This is a genomic window from Paenibacillus sp. GCM10027629, from assembly GCF_042676425.1.
GTDB classification, from domain to species: domain Bacteria; phylum Bacillota; class Bacilli; order Paenibacillales; family Paenibacillaceae; genus Paenibacillus_K; species Paenibacillus_K terrigena.
On record NZ_JBHTGZ010000012.1, the window covers coordinates 506062 to 523402 of the forward strand.

The window sequence follows — 17341 nt, forward strand, 5'->3', positions numbered from 1 at the left end:
GTAGGAGGAACAGAGTTTAGGCAAAACCTAAATGAATACCGCACTTCGAGTTTGAGCGCAAGATTCGATGTCGAGTAATCATCCTGATTCATCTTCGTGATCAAAAGCCGCCCGCAAAAGACCTTTCAGCGCCGAGAAGGTTGCGTAAACCTGAAGAGGAGGAACGCAGTGTAGGATAAGCCTACATGAGTACCGGACTTCGAAGGTGAACGCAAGATTCGACGTCGAGTAGACTACAAAGAATAAACATCGCGATCAAAGGTCGACTATTTGATGCGGATGGTTGAGGGGCCGAGAAGCGCCTCAACCTGCTGCAGCAGAATCGGCGAAGGCTTCGTATGGAACGCCTCGCTCAGCGCCATCGCCTTCTGCTCCCGCTCATAGAACAGGACCGTCGGCATCTGTCCTGAATGCTCCTGCAGCAGCTCCTTGAGCTGCGCCAGGATCGTCGCCGTCTCGCGATCGGCGGCGATCTTGATATACACGCGCTGCCCCGCATGCGCGTGCTTGCCTACCGCGCCGCGAGCCGATGCTCCGCTCGGCTGCGGTGCGGGCGGTGCCGCCTGCGCTGCGCCGCCTTGCGGGGCGCTCGCGCGCGGCGCGGTGCTGCTGCCTGGCCGCCCAGCGGCAGCAGGCAGCTCGCGCTGTTGCTGCGGCCTGCGACGCCGCAGCAGTGCCTGGATCGCGCCGGCGTCAAGCGGCGCGACGTCGTCAGCCAGCAGCTTGAAGTCTTCGTCTTGCTGCTGCAGCTTGGCACGAACCGCGAGCAGGGCGCCTTTGTCGATCAGATCATGGCATCGCTCCCACACTTTCGGGAAGAGTACCACTTCCGTCCGAGATATACGATCCTCGAGCTCCATAAAGCCCATCATCTTGCCCTGCTTCGTCGAGATCTGCTTCAACGATACGACCATCCCCGCGACGACCACTTCACTCTCATCAGGCGCTTCCGTTAGATCCATGAGTCGATCGAGCTCAAGCTTGGATAACATTTCATCATGATCATCCAAGGGATGTCCTGAAATATAAAGACCAAGCAGTTCCCGTTCAAATTCCAACTGCTGCGTTATCGTATATGGACGAATGTCCGGGTATTCAATGGACCAGTTATTCACTTCAATGAATCCGAACAACTGGATTTGGAGATCATCACGTTCTTTGCGCCATTTCACCGCGGCTTCCACGGTCTCATCGAGCATGGCAATGAGCTGCGCCCGGTGCCCTGGCAGCGAATCGAGCGCTCCGCCTTGGATCAGCGACTCCAACACCCGCTTATTGCACACACGCAGGTCAATACGGCGGCAGAAATCAATCAGACTGTCATACGGCCGTTCTTCCCGCTCCTTCATAATGCTCTCAATGGCTTGCGTACCAACATTTTTAATCGCAGCAAGGCCAAACCGAATCGCTTGCCGCCCATCCTCAAAAGCAACAGGTGTGAATAACACACCACTCTCGTTCACATCGGGAGGCAGCACATCTATGCCCATATGCTTGGATGCATCCACATACTCCGCCACTTTTCGGTGATTTCCCATCACCGATGCAAGCATCGATGACATGAATTGCACCGGATAATGGGCTTTCAGATAAGCGGTCTGGAACGCCAATACACCGTATGCTGCCGCATGCGCGCGCGGGAATCCGTAATCGGCGAAGCGAACAATCATATCATATACATGATTCGCTTCCTCTTCCGTAAACCCTTCTCCAATACTCCCTGTCACGAAATGTGCGCGCTGTTCATCGAGCACTTCCCTTTTCTTCTTCGATACGGCACGACGTAATAAATCCGCTTCACCGAGCGTGAAGCCCGCCATCTGCGAAGCGATCTGCATAATTTGCTCTTGGTACACAATGATCCCGTACGTATCCTTCAGAATCGGCTCTAGTGATGGATGCGGGTATTCCACTTCGATCTGCCCGTGCTTCCCCTGAATATACTTCGGAATGAATTCCATCGGACCTGGACGATATAACGCAACGACCGAGACGATATCTTCGAATTCGGATGGTTTAAGGTCTTTCAACACTCTTCGAACCCCGGAAGACTCCAACTGAAAGATCCCTGTCGTATCCCCATGTCCTAGCATCGCGTACGTATCCGGATCGTCATCCGGTACCTCGTGGAAATCAATCGACTGTCCCGTCTCCTCACGAATCCATGCCAGCGTTCTTTCAATGATCGATAATGTCCGCAAACCGAGAAAATCCATTTTGAGCAGACCCACAGCCTCTAGATTTTCCATGGAATATTGCGTTAGCGCCGTCGTCTCCGACCCTTCCTGCAGCGGCACGTAATGTGTAAGCGGCTCCTCCGATATAACAACCCCTGCGGCGTGCGTCGAAGCATGGCGCGGCATACCTTCCACTTTCATCGCCATATGAACCAGTTCCATAACCCGCTCACTGCGGTCTTGAAGCGAAGCCAAATCCGGGTTAAGTCGCAGCGCCTCTTCAATCGTAACCCCAAGCTGATTCGGGATCATTTTGGCCACACGGTCAACTTCACCAAAAGGTATATTGAGTACGCGACCGACGTCCCTGACCGCTGCGCGAGCCGCCATCGTTCCGAACGTAATGATCTGGGCCACATGTTCAGAGCCATACTTTCGCACAACGTAGTCAATCACTTCATCTCGCCGCAAATCGCTAAAATCGATATCGATATCAGGCATCGTCACCCGCGCAGGATTCAAGAACCGCTCGAACAATAGCTTATATTTAATCGGGTCCACATCGGTAATATTCAGAACGTAGGCGACCAAGCTGCCGGCAGACGATCCCCGTCCCGGACCAGTCGCAATCCCGTTCTCATGAGCGAATCGAATGAAATCCCATACGATGAGAAAATAATCGGAATACCCCATTCGAGCAATAACATCCAGCTCATATCGAAGCCGTTGCCATACTGTCTCCCGGTACGACGAATCCTCCCAGATTGGTAACGAACCATAACGGCGTTCAAGTCCTTCTTCACACAACTCCGCCAAATACTGTCCCGCTGTCTGCCCCTCTGGGATCGGTTGAAATGCGGGGAGAATCGAACGACCGAATTCAAGCTTCAGATCGGCACACTTGGCCGCGATCCTCTCCGTATTTGCAATCGCTTCCGGGACATGAGGAAATAACTTGGCCATCTCCTCTTCACTTTTCAAATACAACTGATCCGTCGTGATTCGAAGCCGGTCTTCGGCGTCGACTGTTTTGCCCGTCCCAATACAGATCAAGACATCCTGCATCGCCGCATCCTCAGGCGCAATATAATGCACATCATTCGTCACTACGAGCGGAATGCCTGTCTCTTCGCTTAATGCGATCAACTGCGGATTTACCCGCTTCTGCTCTGAAATCCCATGGTCTTGAAGCTCCAAATAGAAATCTTCGCCGAAAATATCCTTATATCGCAGCGCTGAAGCTTTTGCTTCCTCATGTCGACCATGTAATAAATGCTGCGGAATCTCTCCACCAAGACAAGCACTCAGGCAGATAATCCCTTCTGAATACTGCCGCAGCACCGTGAGATCAATGCGCGGTTTATAATGAAATCCTTCTAAATGCCCGAGTGAACAGAGCTTCATCAAGTTCCGATACCCTTGTTCATTCTTCGCGAGCAAAATAAGATGATAGATCGGATTCTCCTGACGCGTTCCCTTATCCTTCATCGAACCCGTCGTCAAATACGCTTCACAGCCGATGATCGGCTGAATACCATGCTGAACACATGCTTTATAAAAAGGAACCACGCCATACATTACACCGTGATCTGTTAATGCGAGTGACTTCATACCGAGGCGTGCAGCTTGTTCCACCATCTTGTCAATCCGCGCCGCGCCGTCTAGTAAGCTATATTCACTATGAACATGCAAATGTACAAATCCGCTCATCGCCTGTCCTCTCTTTCTAGTCTATTCCTTGGACAACACCCATAAGCTTAAGTATACACGATAACGGGGCGCAAACAGAGAGGAAAGGAGCCGAATTTAGAATGGAATCCTTCGCAACCAAGGCATTATTAGATTTTTTCATTGCTTTTGGCATTGTACTCGGGGGCGCAATGCTCGGCGGCATCGGGGCTGTTATTGCATTACAGCCGCCAACGCTTACGATGCTGAATGTCGCCAAATCACTCAAAATATGGGCGCTTGCCGCTGCTGTGGGCGGAACCATTGATCCATTGCGCGTCATTGAGAGCAATTTTTTCGACGGCAATCTATCACCCGCCATCAAACAAATTCTCTATATTATCTGTGCCTTTCTAGGTGCCCATATGGCGACAGAGCTTGTAGCCTGGATCTGCCGAGAGCGAGGGTAGGTTCCCGATGCGAGTGCCGCCTTTTAGCCGATATCGCCATCTGATGCGCTTCGTCGCCATCTTCCTCTGCGGAATGATCGTCGGAAGCGCTGTGTACAATGGTTTCTTTCACCTCCAATTCACGCACCTTACGAATATTAACAGTGATTTGCGTGCACAAATCGAGCAATATAAAGCCGATATTGAAGCACTCAACAAATATAAGAATCAGCACACGTCCATCCGTAAAATTCAAGTCTATATTATCAAGCAAGCGAATGAAAAAGACCAAATCGATCTAGAAATAGAAAATGAGCTCAAGAAACAAATACGTGAAGATCTGCATATCTTCTTAGGACGCGACATGTTCAAAATAAGCTCTGACGCCAAATTCGCCAGCGAGCTAATTAAACATAAAGTCTACAAAGACATCCATGATCAAGACTTCAAAATCCAAATCCGAACGATGCTCGTCAATGATGGATTGTTACAAATTTGGGTCGACGCAAAACGCCATGATATCCCTTGAGGAAATATGTTACAATAGACGGAGCAATTGACGAAAAAAAGGGGCTACAATACATATGACAGGCACAATCTTCATCGTTCTCTACTTCCTGCTTGCTATTTCACTTGGCTTCTCCGTATTCAATAGCTGGAAGTCGCATCGCTCCAAGGATTCCATGCAACGCGGCTTATACGGGGCACGAATGAATATAAGTCTTGGCGCCATGTTGATCCTGCTCGCAGTCATCCAACTGTTCATGTTCAGCGGTTCATCGACACGCGTCGTGATCGGTGCATTGTTCTTACTTCTCGGATGCTTCAACATTTATGCAGGACTGCGAAACTACAGCCATTTCAACAAAATGAATAATAACGCCTAACAGCTGTTCAACGATTAATAACCCTCTTGCTCGCATCTTCATCCGATGTGACAAGGGGGTTATTTGTGTACCTTCTTACTATTCGAATGAACTCATGCCTCGCCAAAAGCCTGCGCCGTTATCATCACCTTGCAGACGATTTGATCATCACATTTCACGACGACATCGACCTTACAGAATCGTCGACTTGCCTCGATCATTTCAACGCGAACCGTCATTTCCTTCTCAATCTGAACGGGTCTTAAAAAGTAGAATGTCATGTTCTCCACGTCATGATCGGTGTGACGCTCGTCTCGAATGAAACGGTACACCGCTTGGGTGACAATGGTCGTAAAGACACCCTTGGAGAGTGATCCCAAATGACTTGACATCTGCGGTGTCACTTGGCCGCGGAAGTACAACTTGTTCTGCTCATCCCGCTCCTCCTCGAAGTGGCTCCAGATGAGATCATCGAATGTCTCTCCAAGCTGCGGCAGCTTCTGTGCATCCCGCATCGCCTGAAGAACCTGCTTCCGCGTCGCGGTCGAGAGCAGCTTGCGATTGCGATCGACGATCGGCAGTACTTCGATACCTTCCCACGCCATCATATGGGCGGCAGAGGCCAGGGAAGTACTCATGGTAACCGTGATCGGATTCCGCGTGTAATGCTTGTCGATGACATGATCCGGCTGCAATCCGGAGATATCTTTGTACGTGATCATCCCGATGACATGGTTCCATTCATCGACCACCGGGAATCTGGATTGACCTGTCCGTTCGCGCAGCTCTTGGAAATCCCCAATGGTACTGTGCGATTTCAATGCATTCACTTTTTTGCCGAGCTCAACGATGTCTTCAATCAGCATAATTTTTTTCTTGATCAACCGGTCATAGATCGCCCGGTTAATGAGCGAAGCAACAGTAAACGTATCGTGCTTACACGAGATAATCGGCAAATCGAGCGCATCGGCAATCAGCTTCACCTCACGGCTCGCCTCAAATCCCCCTGTAATGAGCACGCCTGCGCCTTGCTGCAAGGCTAAACGATGCGCGCTCTGCCGGTTACCAACGATCAATAGGCTTCCCGCGTCAATATAGCCGAGCATATCCTCCAGCTCCATCGCACCGATCACATATTTGTGTAGCGGTTTGACGAGCCCTTTGGAGCCTCCGAGAACGTGCCCGCCAACGATTTTGACGACCTCCTCGAAGGTTAAATGCTCAGATAAATGACGGCGTGAAGCCTTATCGACCCGAATCGTTCCAATCCGATCTTTCGTTAAGACGTAACCGATATTTTCTGCTTCCTTTACGGCGCGGTAAGCTGTTCCCTCACTGACCTGCATTTCTTTGGCGAGCTTTCGAACCGATATTTTGGAACCAACCTTCAGTCCTTCAATATGCTGCAACAACAGCTCATGCTTTGTGAGCGTCTCTTCATGAAAATCCACGCTGTATCACCTCGAATCCGAATCTGTACTATTTCACTAGTATAGCATTCGAAAGCGATTTTTTACACATGAATCCTCACTGTATTATTTCGTACGGAAGCTAACCCATTCTTGATCCATACCGACGTGATTCACATCTACGAGATAACCCGATCCTTGATCTGTCACACGAATCTGTCCATGATTCCGCTTATCCAGGCGATCAACCGTCAGCGTGATGGTCTTTCCGTCTTTCGAAATTTCACCTGCTGTAGGCGTGACACGATTCCCACTAATAACGATTTCGAAATCATCGATCCGACCTTTGTAGCCTTGCACAGGATCACTCAAGGTCAATACGATTTTAGTGCGTTCCGCATATACGCTCTCGATATATGATGCATCGTGCTTGCTTCCTTGGGCCTTGAAGCTGGACTCGTTCGCGCCTTGTGCCGTGTCATACCCTTTACCCTGATCATCCACGATCCGGCCAGAATCCGTGTTATAGATTAATTTGTAATCATCGTTTTTCTTCAGGCCATCCAACTTGTCGGCAAATAAGTGAATGTAGAGCTTGGTACGGTCTTCCGACACTTCGAACGCAGCATTCTCTCCATTTTTCAGATCCAGTGCTTTCCGTTCCTCATTCCATATTGTAAAAGGACCCTTCTCCGCATTACGTACAGGTTCGCTGAATTGCACAGTAATATTATACGGATCTGTCGAAGCTGTGCTTGCGATACGCGGCGCTGCATTATTGTCGCCAATGCCTCGGAACTGTACACTGTACGAATTCGATCCATCGGCAACCTTCATGCTGTTCCAACCTGCTGCATCTGTCACGGCACCCGTAAAGGTCATCGTGTAGACATCCCCATCCGTCGGCGAATCGAGATAAAGAACAGCTTCATCGACTATTTTATTGCGATTATTGATAGAATCCGATTTGATGGTCACGTATCCGCCTTTTGCATCTTTGATGATGAACCCATCGCGCGACACATTACGAACCGGCTCGCTGAATTGCACAAGGACAGAACGTTGATCGAGCGCCTTCACCTGCTTGATCGTTGGAATTGGATTCGCATAATCCGTACCCGAGAACGACTTCACATTCGCTTGATTCCGCGTATTCAAGTTCGGCAGTCCATAGACGGAGGCTTGGATCGTATGCTGCTCACGGAACAGATTCGGGTTCCCGTTATCCGCCGTTCTGAATTGTACACGGATCGTTCGGCTGTCTGGCTGCGTCACATAGGATTGCCATCCAGACATGGAGACGGTATTCCCATTATCCCGGTTCACAACCACGTTCAGCTGCGCAAGATCAGCAGCGGTAAGCGGATCGTCAACCCGAATCTCGAGTGTATTCCAATCGATAGACCGGATGCTCTGCACGTTTAATGTCATCCATGCATCATCATTCACGCCTGTAAAATTAACCTTCGTCGGGTTATTTATTCTGTTCCCGAAGCGATCTTCGATATATTTCATCGAGATCGTATATACTTTCCCATTCACTTGATCTGGTGTTGTTAACGTGACAGATTGGTTCGAATCATTGTAGCTGACACCCGATGGATATCCCAAATCTCCGTTCATGCTGTAGTTGTACTTATCCTCCGCGGTTCCACGGTCCAGACGTTCGTCGAACCAGATGGTTACACGATTCGAATCGGAGGTCACCTTCTTTACGGTCGGTCCCGATCGATCATCATCTTCCCCGAAGCTGAAGTTAACGGGATCGAGTGTATTGCCTGCCTTATCCGCGACCCGATAAGCAACAAAGGTATAGCGTGTATTCGACTTCTGTTCTGAAGTCTGAATCGTAACGGTACGGCCGTCGTTCGAGAGATCTGCACGATATAGATAGAGGTTGTTATTCACGGAGTAATTGGATAAGTCTGTCGCAGAGCTTAGATCAACAGGCTCTGAGAAGGTAATTGACAGCCAATAGTTCGAAGCGGTATGGAATTCGGTGATTCGAGGCTTCGTCGTATCCACAGCAAGCGAGACGAATGGCTTCGTATTGTCATCTACTGTTAATGTGTATTGTGTGGATCCTTCTTGTGGATCAGTTATAATCTCAACCTTCTTCCCGTCACTGCTCAGGACAGCTTGGCGAATGGTGAGTTTGCTATTGCCATAGGTCTTGCGAATCGTAATATTGTCCGGTTTAATGACAGACACCGCTTCATCGAGGTTCAAGACCAGCTTCGTATTCGAAATGACGTCTAGTGATTTCACCTTAAGCGTCTTGTATTCAGGCTCAGCCATCTTCTGATAAGCGGCGTACGTCGCGTCCACGAGCAGCGCTCTCGTCGCATTCCCGGTGTAATCGTACATAATCGGAATAATGCCCTTATCGAGTGCGACAGCTACCGTACTCCGCGCCCAAGATGATACTTTGCCACCAACCCCATTGCTGCTTGATCCTTCGATACCATAGGCACGCACAAGCATAGTAGCAAGCTGCTCGACCGTCACCGGTGCTGTAGGTCCGAACTTGCCTGCTCCAAGGCCCTTCATGAGACCTGCTTGCGTCGCTGCCTCTACGTATCCATAGGACCAGCGTGTCTTAAGTACATCGTTGTAACTCGGTGAACCGGGAACTTGCTTCAAGTCCATCAATCGGAACAAGACGGCAGCGAATTGCTCGCGCGACATTTCCTCATTCAGTCTTGCGCTGCCGTCCGAGAATCCCGTGAATATCCCCTTATCTTTCAGAATTTGATACTTCTCTAGTGTCGTCTGCGCAGCTGCTGATACGTGATTTGAGATACTAACGGAAACGAGCATGAACGTTAATAAAACCGATACCCATCTTCGCATGATGCGAACCTCCCCCATTCTCACTGGTCTGCTTTGCAAAGCATGGATATAGACGTTCTTTTTTCCAGAAAGTTTCAGTTCCAAGGGCCTAAATATTGTTCGACAAAAACGATTAAAATTGTACCCCTTCGCCTCGACAAAGATCGGATCATTCCCCTCTGATTCGTGTCTTCCGTTCGAGTGACTGCGATAGCTTCTGCTGCCATTGTAAACGGCGATATCTTCTTAGGCGCTGAATTTTCTCCTCCTGCTGCTCGCTCGATAGCAATAAATAATGAAGCTGCGATAAAATGATTAAGAAAGCAAATAAGAGCCAGACATAGACGAATACCGTACCTGCTGACCACGACAATAATAGATGAAGTTTCGGCCAAGCGAAGAGCAGCATGCCGAGAGCAACCCCCAAATAAATAACCGATTTTGCTACTTTCCAAGTACGCATACGCAAAAACTCCTTTGCATGTTTGTCCTATTCTTCACCCTATGTGGATAAGGATCGAAATATGACAAAAAGCAAAGGAGCTCGCAATAGAACTATTCTTTTTTCGCTACAACTTATTGATATAGGAACTCCAAGTTCTGAAGCACAATTTTGTTAATGTCTTCAATAATTACACTAAGACGACGCTCTGCATCGAACAATCGACTGATATGTTGGTTCATCTGGAGCAGTTCGAACATTTTCTCCATCTTCTCCATCTCTTCCGGATTCGGCATATCGCCTGACATCATTCTCTGCTGCATCTCAGCTTGATTCGCACGGAACTCATCCAGCATACGCTTGCTGTCTGGGTCTGCAGCGATCAAATTCATCATACTTTTAACTTCAGCCACCTCTGGGCAATCTTTCAACGCTTTTGCAAGCTCATGTGCCTTATCGTATACATTCATTCTTCTTCTCTCCCTTATAATGGTTGTTCAAAAAGTCATCATTTGATCACGAAGTCATTCAAGAAGCATAATCGACATCGAATCTTGCGTTCACCTTTGAAGTCCGGTACTCATTTAGGTTTCGCCTAAACTCCGTTCCTCCTTCTTCAGGTTCTCGCAACCTTCTCGGTGCTGAAATGCCGTCTTTTTGAACTCGCACTTATTATCAATCTGTAATGAGATTCCATCACCCTAACCATAGCATGAACAGAGCCTGGAATAACCCAATAATACCGCCGAGCAGTGCGCCAAGCCATGTAATCGCTTGGAATTCTCGTCCCGACACACTCAGAATAATCTGTTCCAAGCGTTCGATCGGGAATCGCTCAACCTGTTCGCGAACGAGCTGAGGCAATTGAATCGACTTGACGATATTCGCCATATTACGTTCCAACATGCCTAGCGCCACCTGAACAACACGAGGCATAACCAACGTTAGACGTTCTTCAAATCGACTTACGAGCGACCCGATATGTATTTCTTCCGCCTGCTGGACCCATTGCTTCCATTGTAACATGTTCCGGGCATGGCGTGATATCCAGTTCAATCCATCCTCACCCGCCATGGAACGGAGCACCTGATCGAGTGGCAATGTCGACAAGGATTCAAGTTTACGTTCGATCTTCGTACTAAGAATAACCCGAACATGTTCCGACTCTAGCTGCTCGACCAAGACAGGGGTTATCTTCTGAACGATCTTCTCCTCATCCATGAACATGGAAGCCATCGCGCCCAGGAATCCACCCGACTGGCTCACGAGCCCCGAAGCTACACGTCTGAGCATCCGTTGACCTTGTAGGGAAGTAATCTCTTCACGAACAGCGCTCATAATGCCTTCCGCGGCCATATCGGACCACCGTGTCATCAGCTCAGGCGACCAACCTGGAATTAGTTCATGAAGAGGCTTGTCCGCCAGTTCATATCGATTCCACGTCCACTTGATACCCTGATCCACCGCGCCCTGAAGCCAGAGGACCGTTCGATCTTTGTAAGCTTCCCACGCTTCTTCTGACATATATCCAAGCGCGAATTCTTTGAGTGTTCGCTCATCTTGACCTAACCGCTGTATACCCTCAATCAATCTGTTCTCAATTTGGGCTCGGAAGTGAGGCTTTTGCAGGAGCTCCTGCAGACCTTCCGTTGTTACGAGGTAATCCGAGACAATTTCGCCAAGCGAACCTGCTATTTCTTCTTTGCGCTTAGGAATTAATCCTGGCGTGAATGGAACGCGCCAGCTCCCTAGGTAAATCGGTTTTCTCGGATGAAATAACATTTTAATGGCAAAATGATTGGTCAGACCACCCACAAAGGCGGCGACTGCAATACTAATAAGAATATATAACCATGTCGGCATCCTAATCCCCCATTTCTTGTTGGTTTCTTTGTTTTTCGTAAGTGGGTCAATCACCAAGGGAAATATGTCCTCATATGATGAATCTATGCAGTGTAGTACAGTAGGCCACTCTAGTCCCATTAAGTTGTAGTTGAGAGGAGCTCCACAATGTCTAAAAGCAAATTCCCCATCCAGGTGACCAGCTCCGGCATCATACAAGAAGACGTGCTCATGATTGGGGAAAGTACGATCAAACAGTGGAAAATCCCTACCCACCAATACTTGATGCTCCATTTCGGTTCATTCAGACAACACGTGAAAGTCATTCCCGTACCAAAGTACGACGGAATCCGGATCCACCCCGCTTTGGCGCGCAAAACAGGGCTGTTCTCGGGTGTTCAACTTCGATTGAATTACAAAAGCGGAGTACTCAAGATGGGGCCACTTATAAGCGTGTTGATCACCCGTGACTATTCGGAAGATTCGGATAAACCCTTTGGCACCATCACGAGCTTCTGCAAAGAACTCGTCGACGCCTGCCGCGTACAAGGTGCTTTTGTGTATTTCTTCACTCCGGATCATATCGGCTCGAGCACATATCAACTTCAAGGCTGGGTCTATAATGGCCGTTGGCAGAAGTCGATACTTCCCATTGGAGATGTCATCAATAACCGACTTACATCCAGAAAATTTGAGAACAAACCTAGCGTACAGTATTTTCTGAAAGAAGTAAAATCCCGTTACAATACCCCATTCTTCAATGAGAAATTTCTCGATAAGTCGGAAGTCTTCGAGGCCCTTCGCAAAGATACGTCCTTGCAGCGATTTTTACCAGAATCCCATATGCTGCGCAATTTTGCGGGATTGAAGAGCATGTGCGCCAAATACAGCCATGTGTTCCTCAAGCCTATTCGCGGGAGCCTCGGGAAAGGAATCATCCGTGTGAGCAAGCAAAATGGCGGAATCGCATATCAAGCGCATTATGCCACGATGAACGGTACGCGGCGAGCCACCTATCCCTCTTTACCGAAACTGTTCTCTAGCCTCTCGGTCAAAATGAAAACGACACGCTATCAGATGCAGCAAGGACTCAATCTCATCGACAATACCAAGCGTCCCATTGACTTCCGCGCCTTGGTGCAGAAGAATGCAACAGGTAAATGGCATGTCACCTCGATTGTCGCACGGACGGCTGGGGATCATCACTTTGTATCCAATCTCGCACGAGGCGGAACGCTGAGTACAGTAAAGGAAGCGGTGAGTAAATCCAACCTCCCACCCGGCAATAAAGGGGATGCACATCTTCGTCTTCATAAAGCAGCGCTTGAAATCGCCAAGGGTGTTGATGATTACATTCCCGCACACTTTGGTGAACTCGGCATCGATCTCGCACTCGATACATCGGGACATATTTGGCTGCTGGAAGTCAACTCGAAGCCATCCAAGAATGACAATACACCACTTAAAGAGAATAAGATCCGGCCTTCTGTTAAGCAAATGATTGAATACTCGCGTTTCCTGTCCGGATTCTAAAGGAGTCTTGCCTGTGTCAAAAAATAGAGCCTATAAGCCCGCTCAATATCTTGGCATTATGGTATGTGAGACGAGAGGGGACCTCCCGATTCCTGAGAAATCATTCTGCCGGCGATTGTGTGAAGTCGGGCGTAAACATGGTATCACCGTCTTTGTCTTCTCCCCGACCTGGTTACGGCCCAAGCTCGGGTATATCGTTGGCTACGCCTATACCGATAAAGGTTGGGAACGTGGTGCTTTTCCTATTCCGAAAGTCGTCTACGACCGTTGCTATTATCCAACTCTTCACAAATACCTGGAAACCCAACGTGCCATCCAGCGACTGAACGAACTGGCTTCCATTACATTCCTCGGCCGTGGATTGAAAGGCAAGTGGGATGTCTATCAGATCATGTGTGGGTATGAAGCCGTGAAGCCCTATCTGCCTGAAACTGTGCTCTACGAATCGATCACTACATTGCGGGAGTGGATTGAATCCTGTGGTGGTGAAGCCTTCCTGAAGCCACACGGCGGCAGTCATGGCAAGAACACATTATATGTGCGAAGACAGGACGGCAAATTACGCATTCGCGGACGCGACGCGAGCAACGATATCGTCGAACGCGTGTTTAAGCAAGAGGAAGCAGGGTATCGCTGGATTCATCAGTGGGTTGGAAGGCGTAAGTTCATTATGCAGCCCTATTTGTATTTAAATAATCGCAATGAAGAACCCTTTGATATTCGATCCCTTGTTCAGAAAAATGAGCATGGTGAATGGCAATTGACGGGGATGGCTGTAAGACGAGGAAAGCCGGGTTCACTAACCTCCAACTTGCATGGCGGCGGGCATGCAGAAGCAGCGATCCCGTTCCTTGAACATGAGTTCGGCATCGACAAGACGGCAACCCTCATAGAGAGCATCAAGGAACTTTCACAGCAGATTCCCATTCTGCTCGAAGAATGCCACGGCAGATTAGCGGAGCTCGGTATTGATTTTGGTGTCGATCGCAACGGAAATCTCTGGGTATTGGAGGTTAACTCCAAGCCAGGACGATCCATCTTTCTGCAAATGAATGACCGCTCCACCGCCTTGAAATCTGTTGAGAATCCCATTGTATATGCCCGTTATTTATTGCTTCGACAACTTAGGAGGGTCCTTTCATGAGTTTAATGGTTTGTAATGTTCATTTTACGCAGCAGCCCGAGAAGGTCGTCTATGTATCCAATGCTCTGATGAAGACATTGAAGCTTTCTGGCAAAAAGTCTATTTACCTCAAGCTTGGGAGAGTATCGATTCCTGCGACAATGAAGCCGATCAAGAAGTCGGGGAAACACCTCTATCTCACAACCGGCCTTCGTAATTCCATTCGGGTCCCGAATTCCGGTAATGTCTACCTGCTGAATAGCAACGCAGATGAAGTCCAGATCGGCCCGCTGATTGGTATCCTCTCGGATTCAACAGCACGAACGACGACGAATCCTTTTGGCAGCCGCACCGAGTTTATTAAATCACTGCTGCGTGAAGGCAATAAGAAAGGGTTCTTTTTCGCGTTCGCCCCCCGGGATATTAACTGGGTTGATGATACTGTCCTCGGCTATTTCCTGAGTGATTCTGGCACGTGGACGCGCAAGACCGTCCCTCTTCCGGATGTCGTCTATAATCGGCTGCCGAGCAGACGCGCAGAGACGGGGTCGATGATTGGCACCTTACGAGACCGCTTCATCAAACGTAAGATACCCTTCTTTAACTGGAGTTTCTTCAATAAGTCAGATGTCTACGAGCTGCTCAAGGACGACGAAGTAGCGAACCAATATGTGCCCGAATCGGTCATGGGGCCGACATCGGAGCAGGTGAAGGAGATGCTCGAGAAGCATCAATTCCTCTACTACAAGCCGACGGCGGGAAGTCTTGGTATCGGCATTTATCGTCTGACCCATAATCCCAAGAAAGGGTATTTCGCCAGGTACCGTGCGAAGGGAAGCAATGTGCTGCTGCGGTTCAATACCTTCAGCAGCCTCATGCGCATGCTCCAAGCAAGGCATGGCCGCGCCCTGCATAACTATGTCATTCAGCAAGGGATTCGACTGATTGAGATTGATCAATGCCCGATTGATTTCCGATTCCATATGCATAAGAATGGCAGCAATCAATGGGTCGTCGTCGGCATCGGCGCGAAGAAGGCCGGGAAAGGCAGCGTCACGACCCATATCAAGAACGGCGGCCAGCTTCTTACGCCAGAACAAGCATTAAGCCGGACGTTTGGGGCTCGAGGCAATGAAGTGCTCCAGAAGGCCAAAGAAATCTCCATCAGCCTTGCGGAATCGATTGAGAAGAATTACCCCCACCTGCTCGGGGAACTTGGCTTCGACATTGGTATTGACCAAGATGAACAGGTATGGATGTTCGAAGCGAACGCGAAGCCTGGAAGATCGATCTTCAAGCACCCTGCGCTGCGCAAGGAAGGGAAAGCGTCAATCGTTCACATCATCGAACACTGCATGTATCTCAGCAAATTTCGGAGAGGGGAGAGCTAGATGGATGCTAGCACCCAAGAGGCTACAGAAAAACCTGTTATCGCCATTCTAACAGTCGATGATGACCATCTGATGTTCCGGGGGAACAGGGACAATTTCATTGATATATTACGAACAGGCAAAGAACTCGGGTATCTGGTCTACGTCGTGACAGTTAAGGATTTAAAGCTCAATATGGCGAAAGTCACTGGCTACACGTATTACAACGAATCAAATCAGTGGGTGCAGCAATGGTTACCTGCGCCCCATGTCATCTATAATCGTATTCCTCTTCGGGAAGATGAGATCGAACCTGCTGTACAGAGCAAAATTGCAGAATGTTTGGCGAATCCGAAGATTAAACTGTATAATCCTTACTTTTTCAATAAGTGGCAGCTATTCGAATGGCTCAAGAAGTCCAAATCCACGAAACCTCATATCCCAAATACGCATCGGTTAACAGGCTCGACGGAGCTCGGCAAACAGCTTCTGCGACACTCCTATCTCTATTTGAAGCCGGAATCCGGTAAAGCCGGGGTCGGCATCATGATGGTGAAATACCAGCCGAGCAGATCGCTCCCGTTCCGTCTGAAGATACAGGATAAGAAGAATAGTATCACGTACAAATGCTCTACCCTTAACAAGCTCTGGACACGAATTAAGAAAGAGGCAGGACAGAACCAATATATTGTTCAACAAGGGATCGAGCTGGCCTCGATTCAACGGAGGCCCTTCGATTTACGTGTTCTCATCCAGAAAAATCGCCGAGGACAATGGGAAGTATCAGGTATCGGAGCTCGCATGGCAGGCTCCCTTAGCATTACCACCCATGTTCCACGCGGCGGAAGCATCGAAGATCCCGAGAAGCTGCTTATCTCGGCTTTCGGGCAAGTGCCAACCCGAAGAATCCTTTCCCGTGCCCGGAGTACCGCCTTAACGATCGCCAGACAGCTTGAACGTGGGTCTGGCTTTCAATTGGGTGAGATGTCCATGGACCTCGGCGTAGATGCTCAAGGTCATATTTGGTTCTTCGAAGCCAATTCGAAGCCAATGAAATTTGATGAGCCGGATATTCGGAAGCGCTCGATTGAACGTATTTTCCAATACAGCACATTCCTCGTGCAACAAGCTTAGAGGAAGACAGGAGGAACCCCTGTGGACATTCGCGTCATTCGCTCTCCGCACGAAGAGAAATGGCCTGTGCTTCGTGCTAAATTTATCCAATTCATTATTAACGCTGGCGATCAACGAATCACCACCGATGCGTTGAAGAAGCTGGAATCATTACCTGTACGAGGATTACAAGAAGAAGGAACACAGCTCTTGATTGCAACCGAGCGAACATCACGAGCGAAGGCACGTCTAATCGGGCTATCTTTTGTCGAAGACTTCGGCAATACGACATGCCTTGTCGTCGTTCATCCCGAATTCCGTGGGAATCACATCGGCTCGATGCTGATGCGAGAACAGATTAGTCGGCTCGGAAGTCTTACCTGCCATGTGGCCATAGATAACCTGTCTAGCTTACACATGTGTTTTCAAGCGGGCTTAATCGCACATCATCTCATGGAAGGGCCTACGGGGAAACCTACATTAGCATTTGAATACGACGCAAGAAGGTGAATTAGCC

At 49.0% G+C, this 17341-nt stretch carries 14 protein-coding genes; 8 read left to right on the forward strand and 6 right to left on the reverse strand.

Annotated features, from left to right (window positions below; all coding sequences use genetic code 11):
• Positions 1-266 precede the first annotated feature (266 nt).
• Positions 267-3887 (reverse strand): DNA polymerase III subunit alpha, encoded by a 3621-nt coding sequence (locus tag ACFQZR_RS22900; protein ID WP_379350231.1) that lies wholly within the window; start codon positions 3885-3887, stop codon positions 267-269.
• 101 nt (positions 3888-3988) lie between these two features.
• Here ACFQZR_RS22900 and ACFQZR_RS22905 point away from each other — a divergent pair, with 101 nt between their 5' ends.
• From ACFQZR_RS22905 to ACFQZR_RS22915, 3 genes are read left to right on the forward strand one after another with little or no spacing between them, the layout of a single operon-like run.
• The gene (locus ACFQZR_RS22905) at positions 3989-4315 is read left to right on the forward strand and encodes a YtrH family sporulation protein (protein ID WP_018756086.1); all 327 of its coding nucleotides are present in this window, start codon (positions 3989-3991) and stop codon (positions 4313-4315) included.
• A gap of 7 nt (positions 4316-4322) precedes the next feature.
• Positions 4323-4823 (forward strand): sporulation membrane protein YtrI, encoded by a 501-nt coding sequence (locus ACFQZR_RS22910; protein WP_379350234.1) that lies wholly within the window; start codon positions 4323-4325, stop codon positions 4821-4823.
• A 55-nt stretch (positions 4824-4878) separates the two neighbouring features.
• Positions 4879-5181 (forward strand): YtpI family protein, encoded by a 303-nt coding sequence (locus ACFQZR_RS22915; RefSeq protein WP_379350236.1) that lies wholly within the window; start codon positions 4879-4881, stop codon positions 5179-5181.
• 92 nt (positions 5182-5273) lie between these two features.
• On the opposite strand, the gene ACFQZR_RS22920 is transcribed toward ACFQZR_RS22915, so the two are convergent.
• The 5 genes from ACFQZR_RS22920 to ACFQZR_RS22940 form a co-directional block, all read right to left on the reverse strand.
• The gene (locus ACFQZR_RS22920; protein ID WP_314586930.1) at positions 5274-6611 is read right to left on the reverse strand and encodes a DRTGG domain-containing protein; all 1338 of its coding nucleotides are present in this window, start codon (positions 6609-6611) and stop codon (positions 5274-5276) included.
• Positions 6612-6695: 84 nt separating this feature from the next.
• A complete protein-coding gene (locus tag ACFQZR_RS22925; RefSeq protein WP_379350239.1) occupies positions 6696-9422 on the reverse strand; it encodes an Ig-like domain-containing protein in 2727 nt (908 codons plus the stop codon).
• A 148-nt stretch (positions 9423-9570) separates the two neighbouring features.
• On the reverse strand, positions 9571-9864 hold the full coding sequence (locus ACFQZR_RS22930) for a hypothetical protein (protein ID WP_018756091.1): 294 nt from the start codon (positions 9862-9864) through the stop codon (positions 9571-9573).
• A gap of 113 nt (positions 9865-9977) precedes the next feature.
• Positions 9978-10313 carry a YlbF/YmcA family competence regulator gene (locus ACFQZR_RS22935; protein ID WP_018756092.1) on the reverse strand — a complete coding sequence of 112 codons (336 nt, stop codon included), beginning with the start codon at positions 10311-10313 and terminating at the stop codon, positions 9978-9980.
• 226 nt (positions 10314-10539) lie between these two features.
• Positions 10540-11706, reverse strand: coding sequence for a DUF445 domain-containing protein (locus ACFQZR_RS22940; protein WP_379350242.1), 1167 nt, complete (start codon positions 11704-11706; stop codon positions 10540-10542).
• A gap of 147 nt (positions 11707-11853) precedes the next feature.
• Here ACFQZR_RS22940 and ACFQZR_RS22945 point away from each other — a divergent pair, with 147 nt between their 5' ends.
• From ACFQZR_RS22945 to ACFQZR_RS22965, 5 genes are read left to right on the forward strand one after another with little or no spacing between them, the layout of a single operon-like run.
• Entirely contained in the window at positions 11854-13218 is a 1365-nt protein-coding gene (locus ACFQZR_RS22945) for a YheC/YheD family endospore coat-associated protein (protein WP_379350244.1), read from the forward strand.
• 13 nt (positions 13219-13231) lie between these two features.
• Positions 13232-14362 carry a YheC/YheD family endospore coat-associated protein gene (locus ACFQZR_RS22950; RefSeq protein ID WP_379350246.1) on the forward strand — a complete coding sequence of 377 codons (1131 nt, stop codon included), beginning with the start codon at positions 13232-13234 and terminating at the stop codon, positions 14360-14362.
• The gene (locus ACFQZR_RS22955) at positions 14359-15732 is read left to right on the forward strand and encodes a YheC/YheD family endospore coat-associated protein (RefSeq protein WP_379350249.1); all 1374 of its coding nucleotides are present in this window, start codon (positions 14359-14361) and stop codon (positions 15730-15732) included. The genes ACFQZR_RS22950 and ACFQZR_RS22955 overlap by 4 nt, the downstream gene beginning before the upstream one ends.
• The gene (locus tag ACFQZR_RS22960) at positions 15733-16845 is read left to right on the forward strand and encodes a YheC/YheD family endospore coat-associated protein (protein ID WP_379350251.1); all 1113 of its coding nucleotides are present in this window, start codon (positions 15733-15735) and stop codon (positions 16843-16845) included.
• A 21-nt stretch (positions 16846-16866) separates the two neighbouring features.
• The gene (locus tag ACFQZR_RS22965; protein ID WP_379350253.1) at positions 16867-17334 is read left to right on the forward strand and encodes a GNAT family protein; all 468 of its coding nucleotides are present in this window, start codon (positions 16867-16869) and stop codon (positions 17332-17334) included.
• Positions 17335-17341 lie beyond the last annotated feature (7 nt).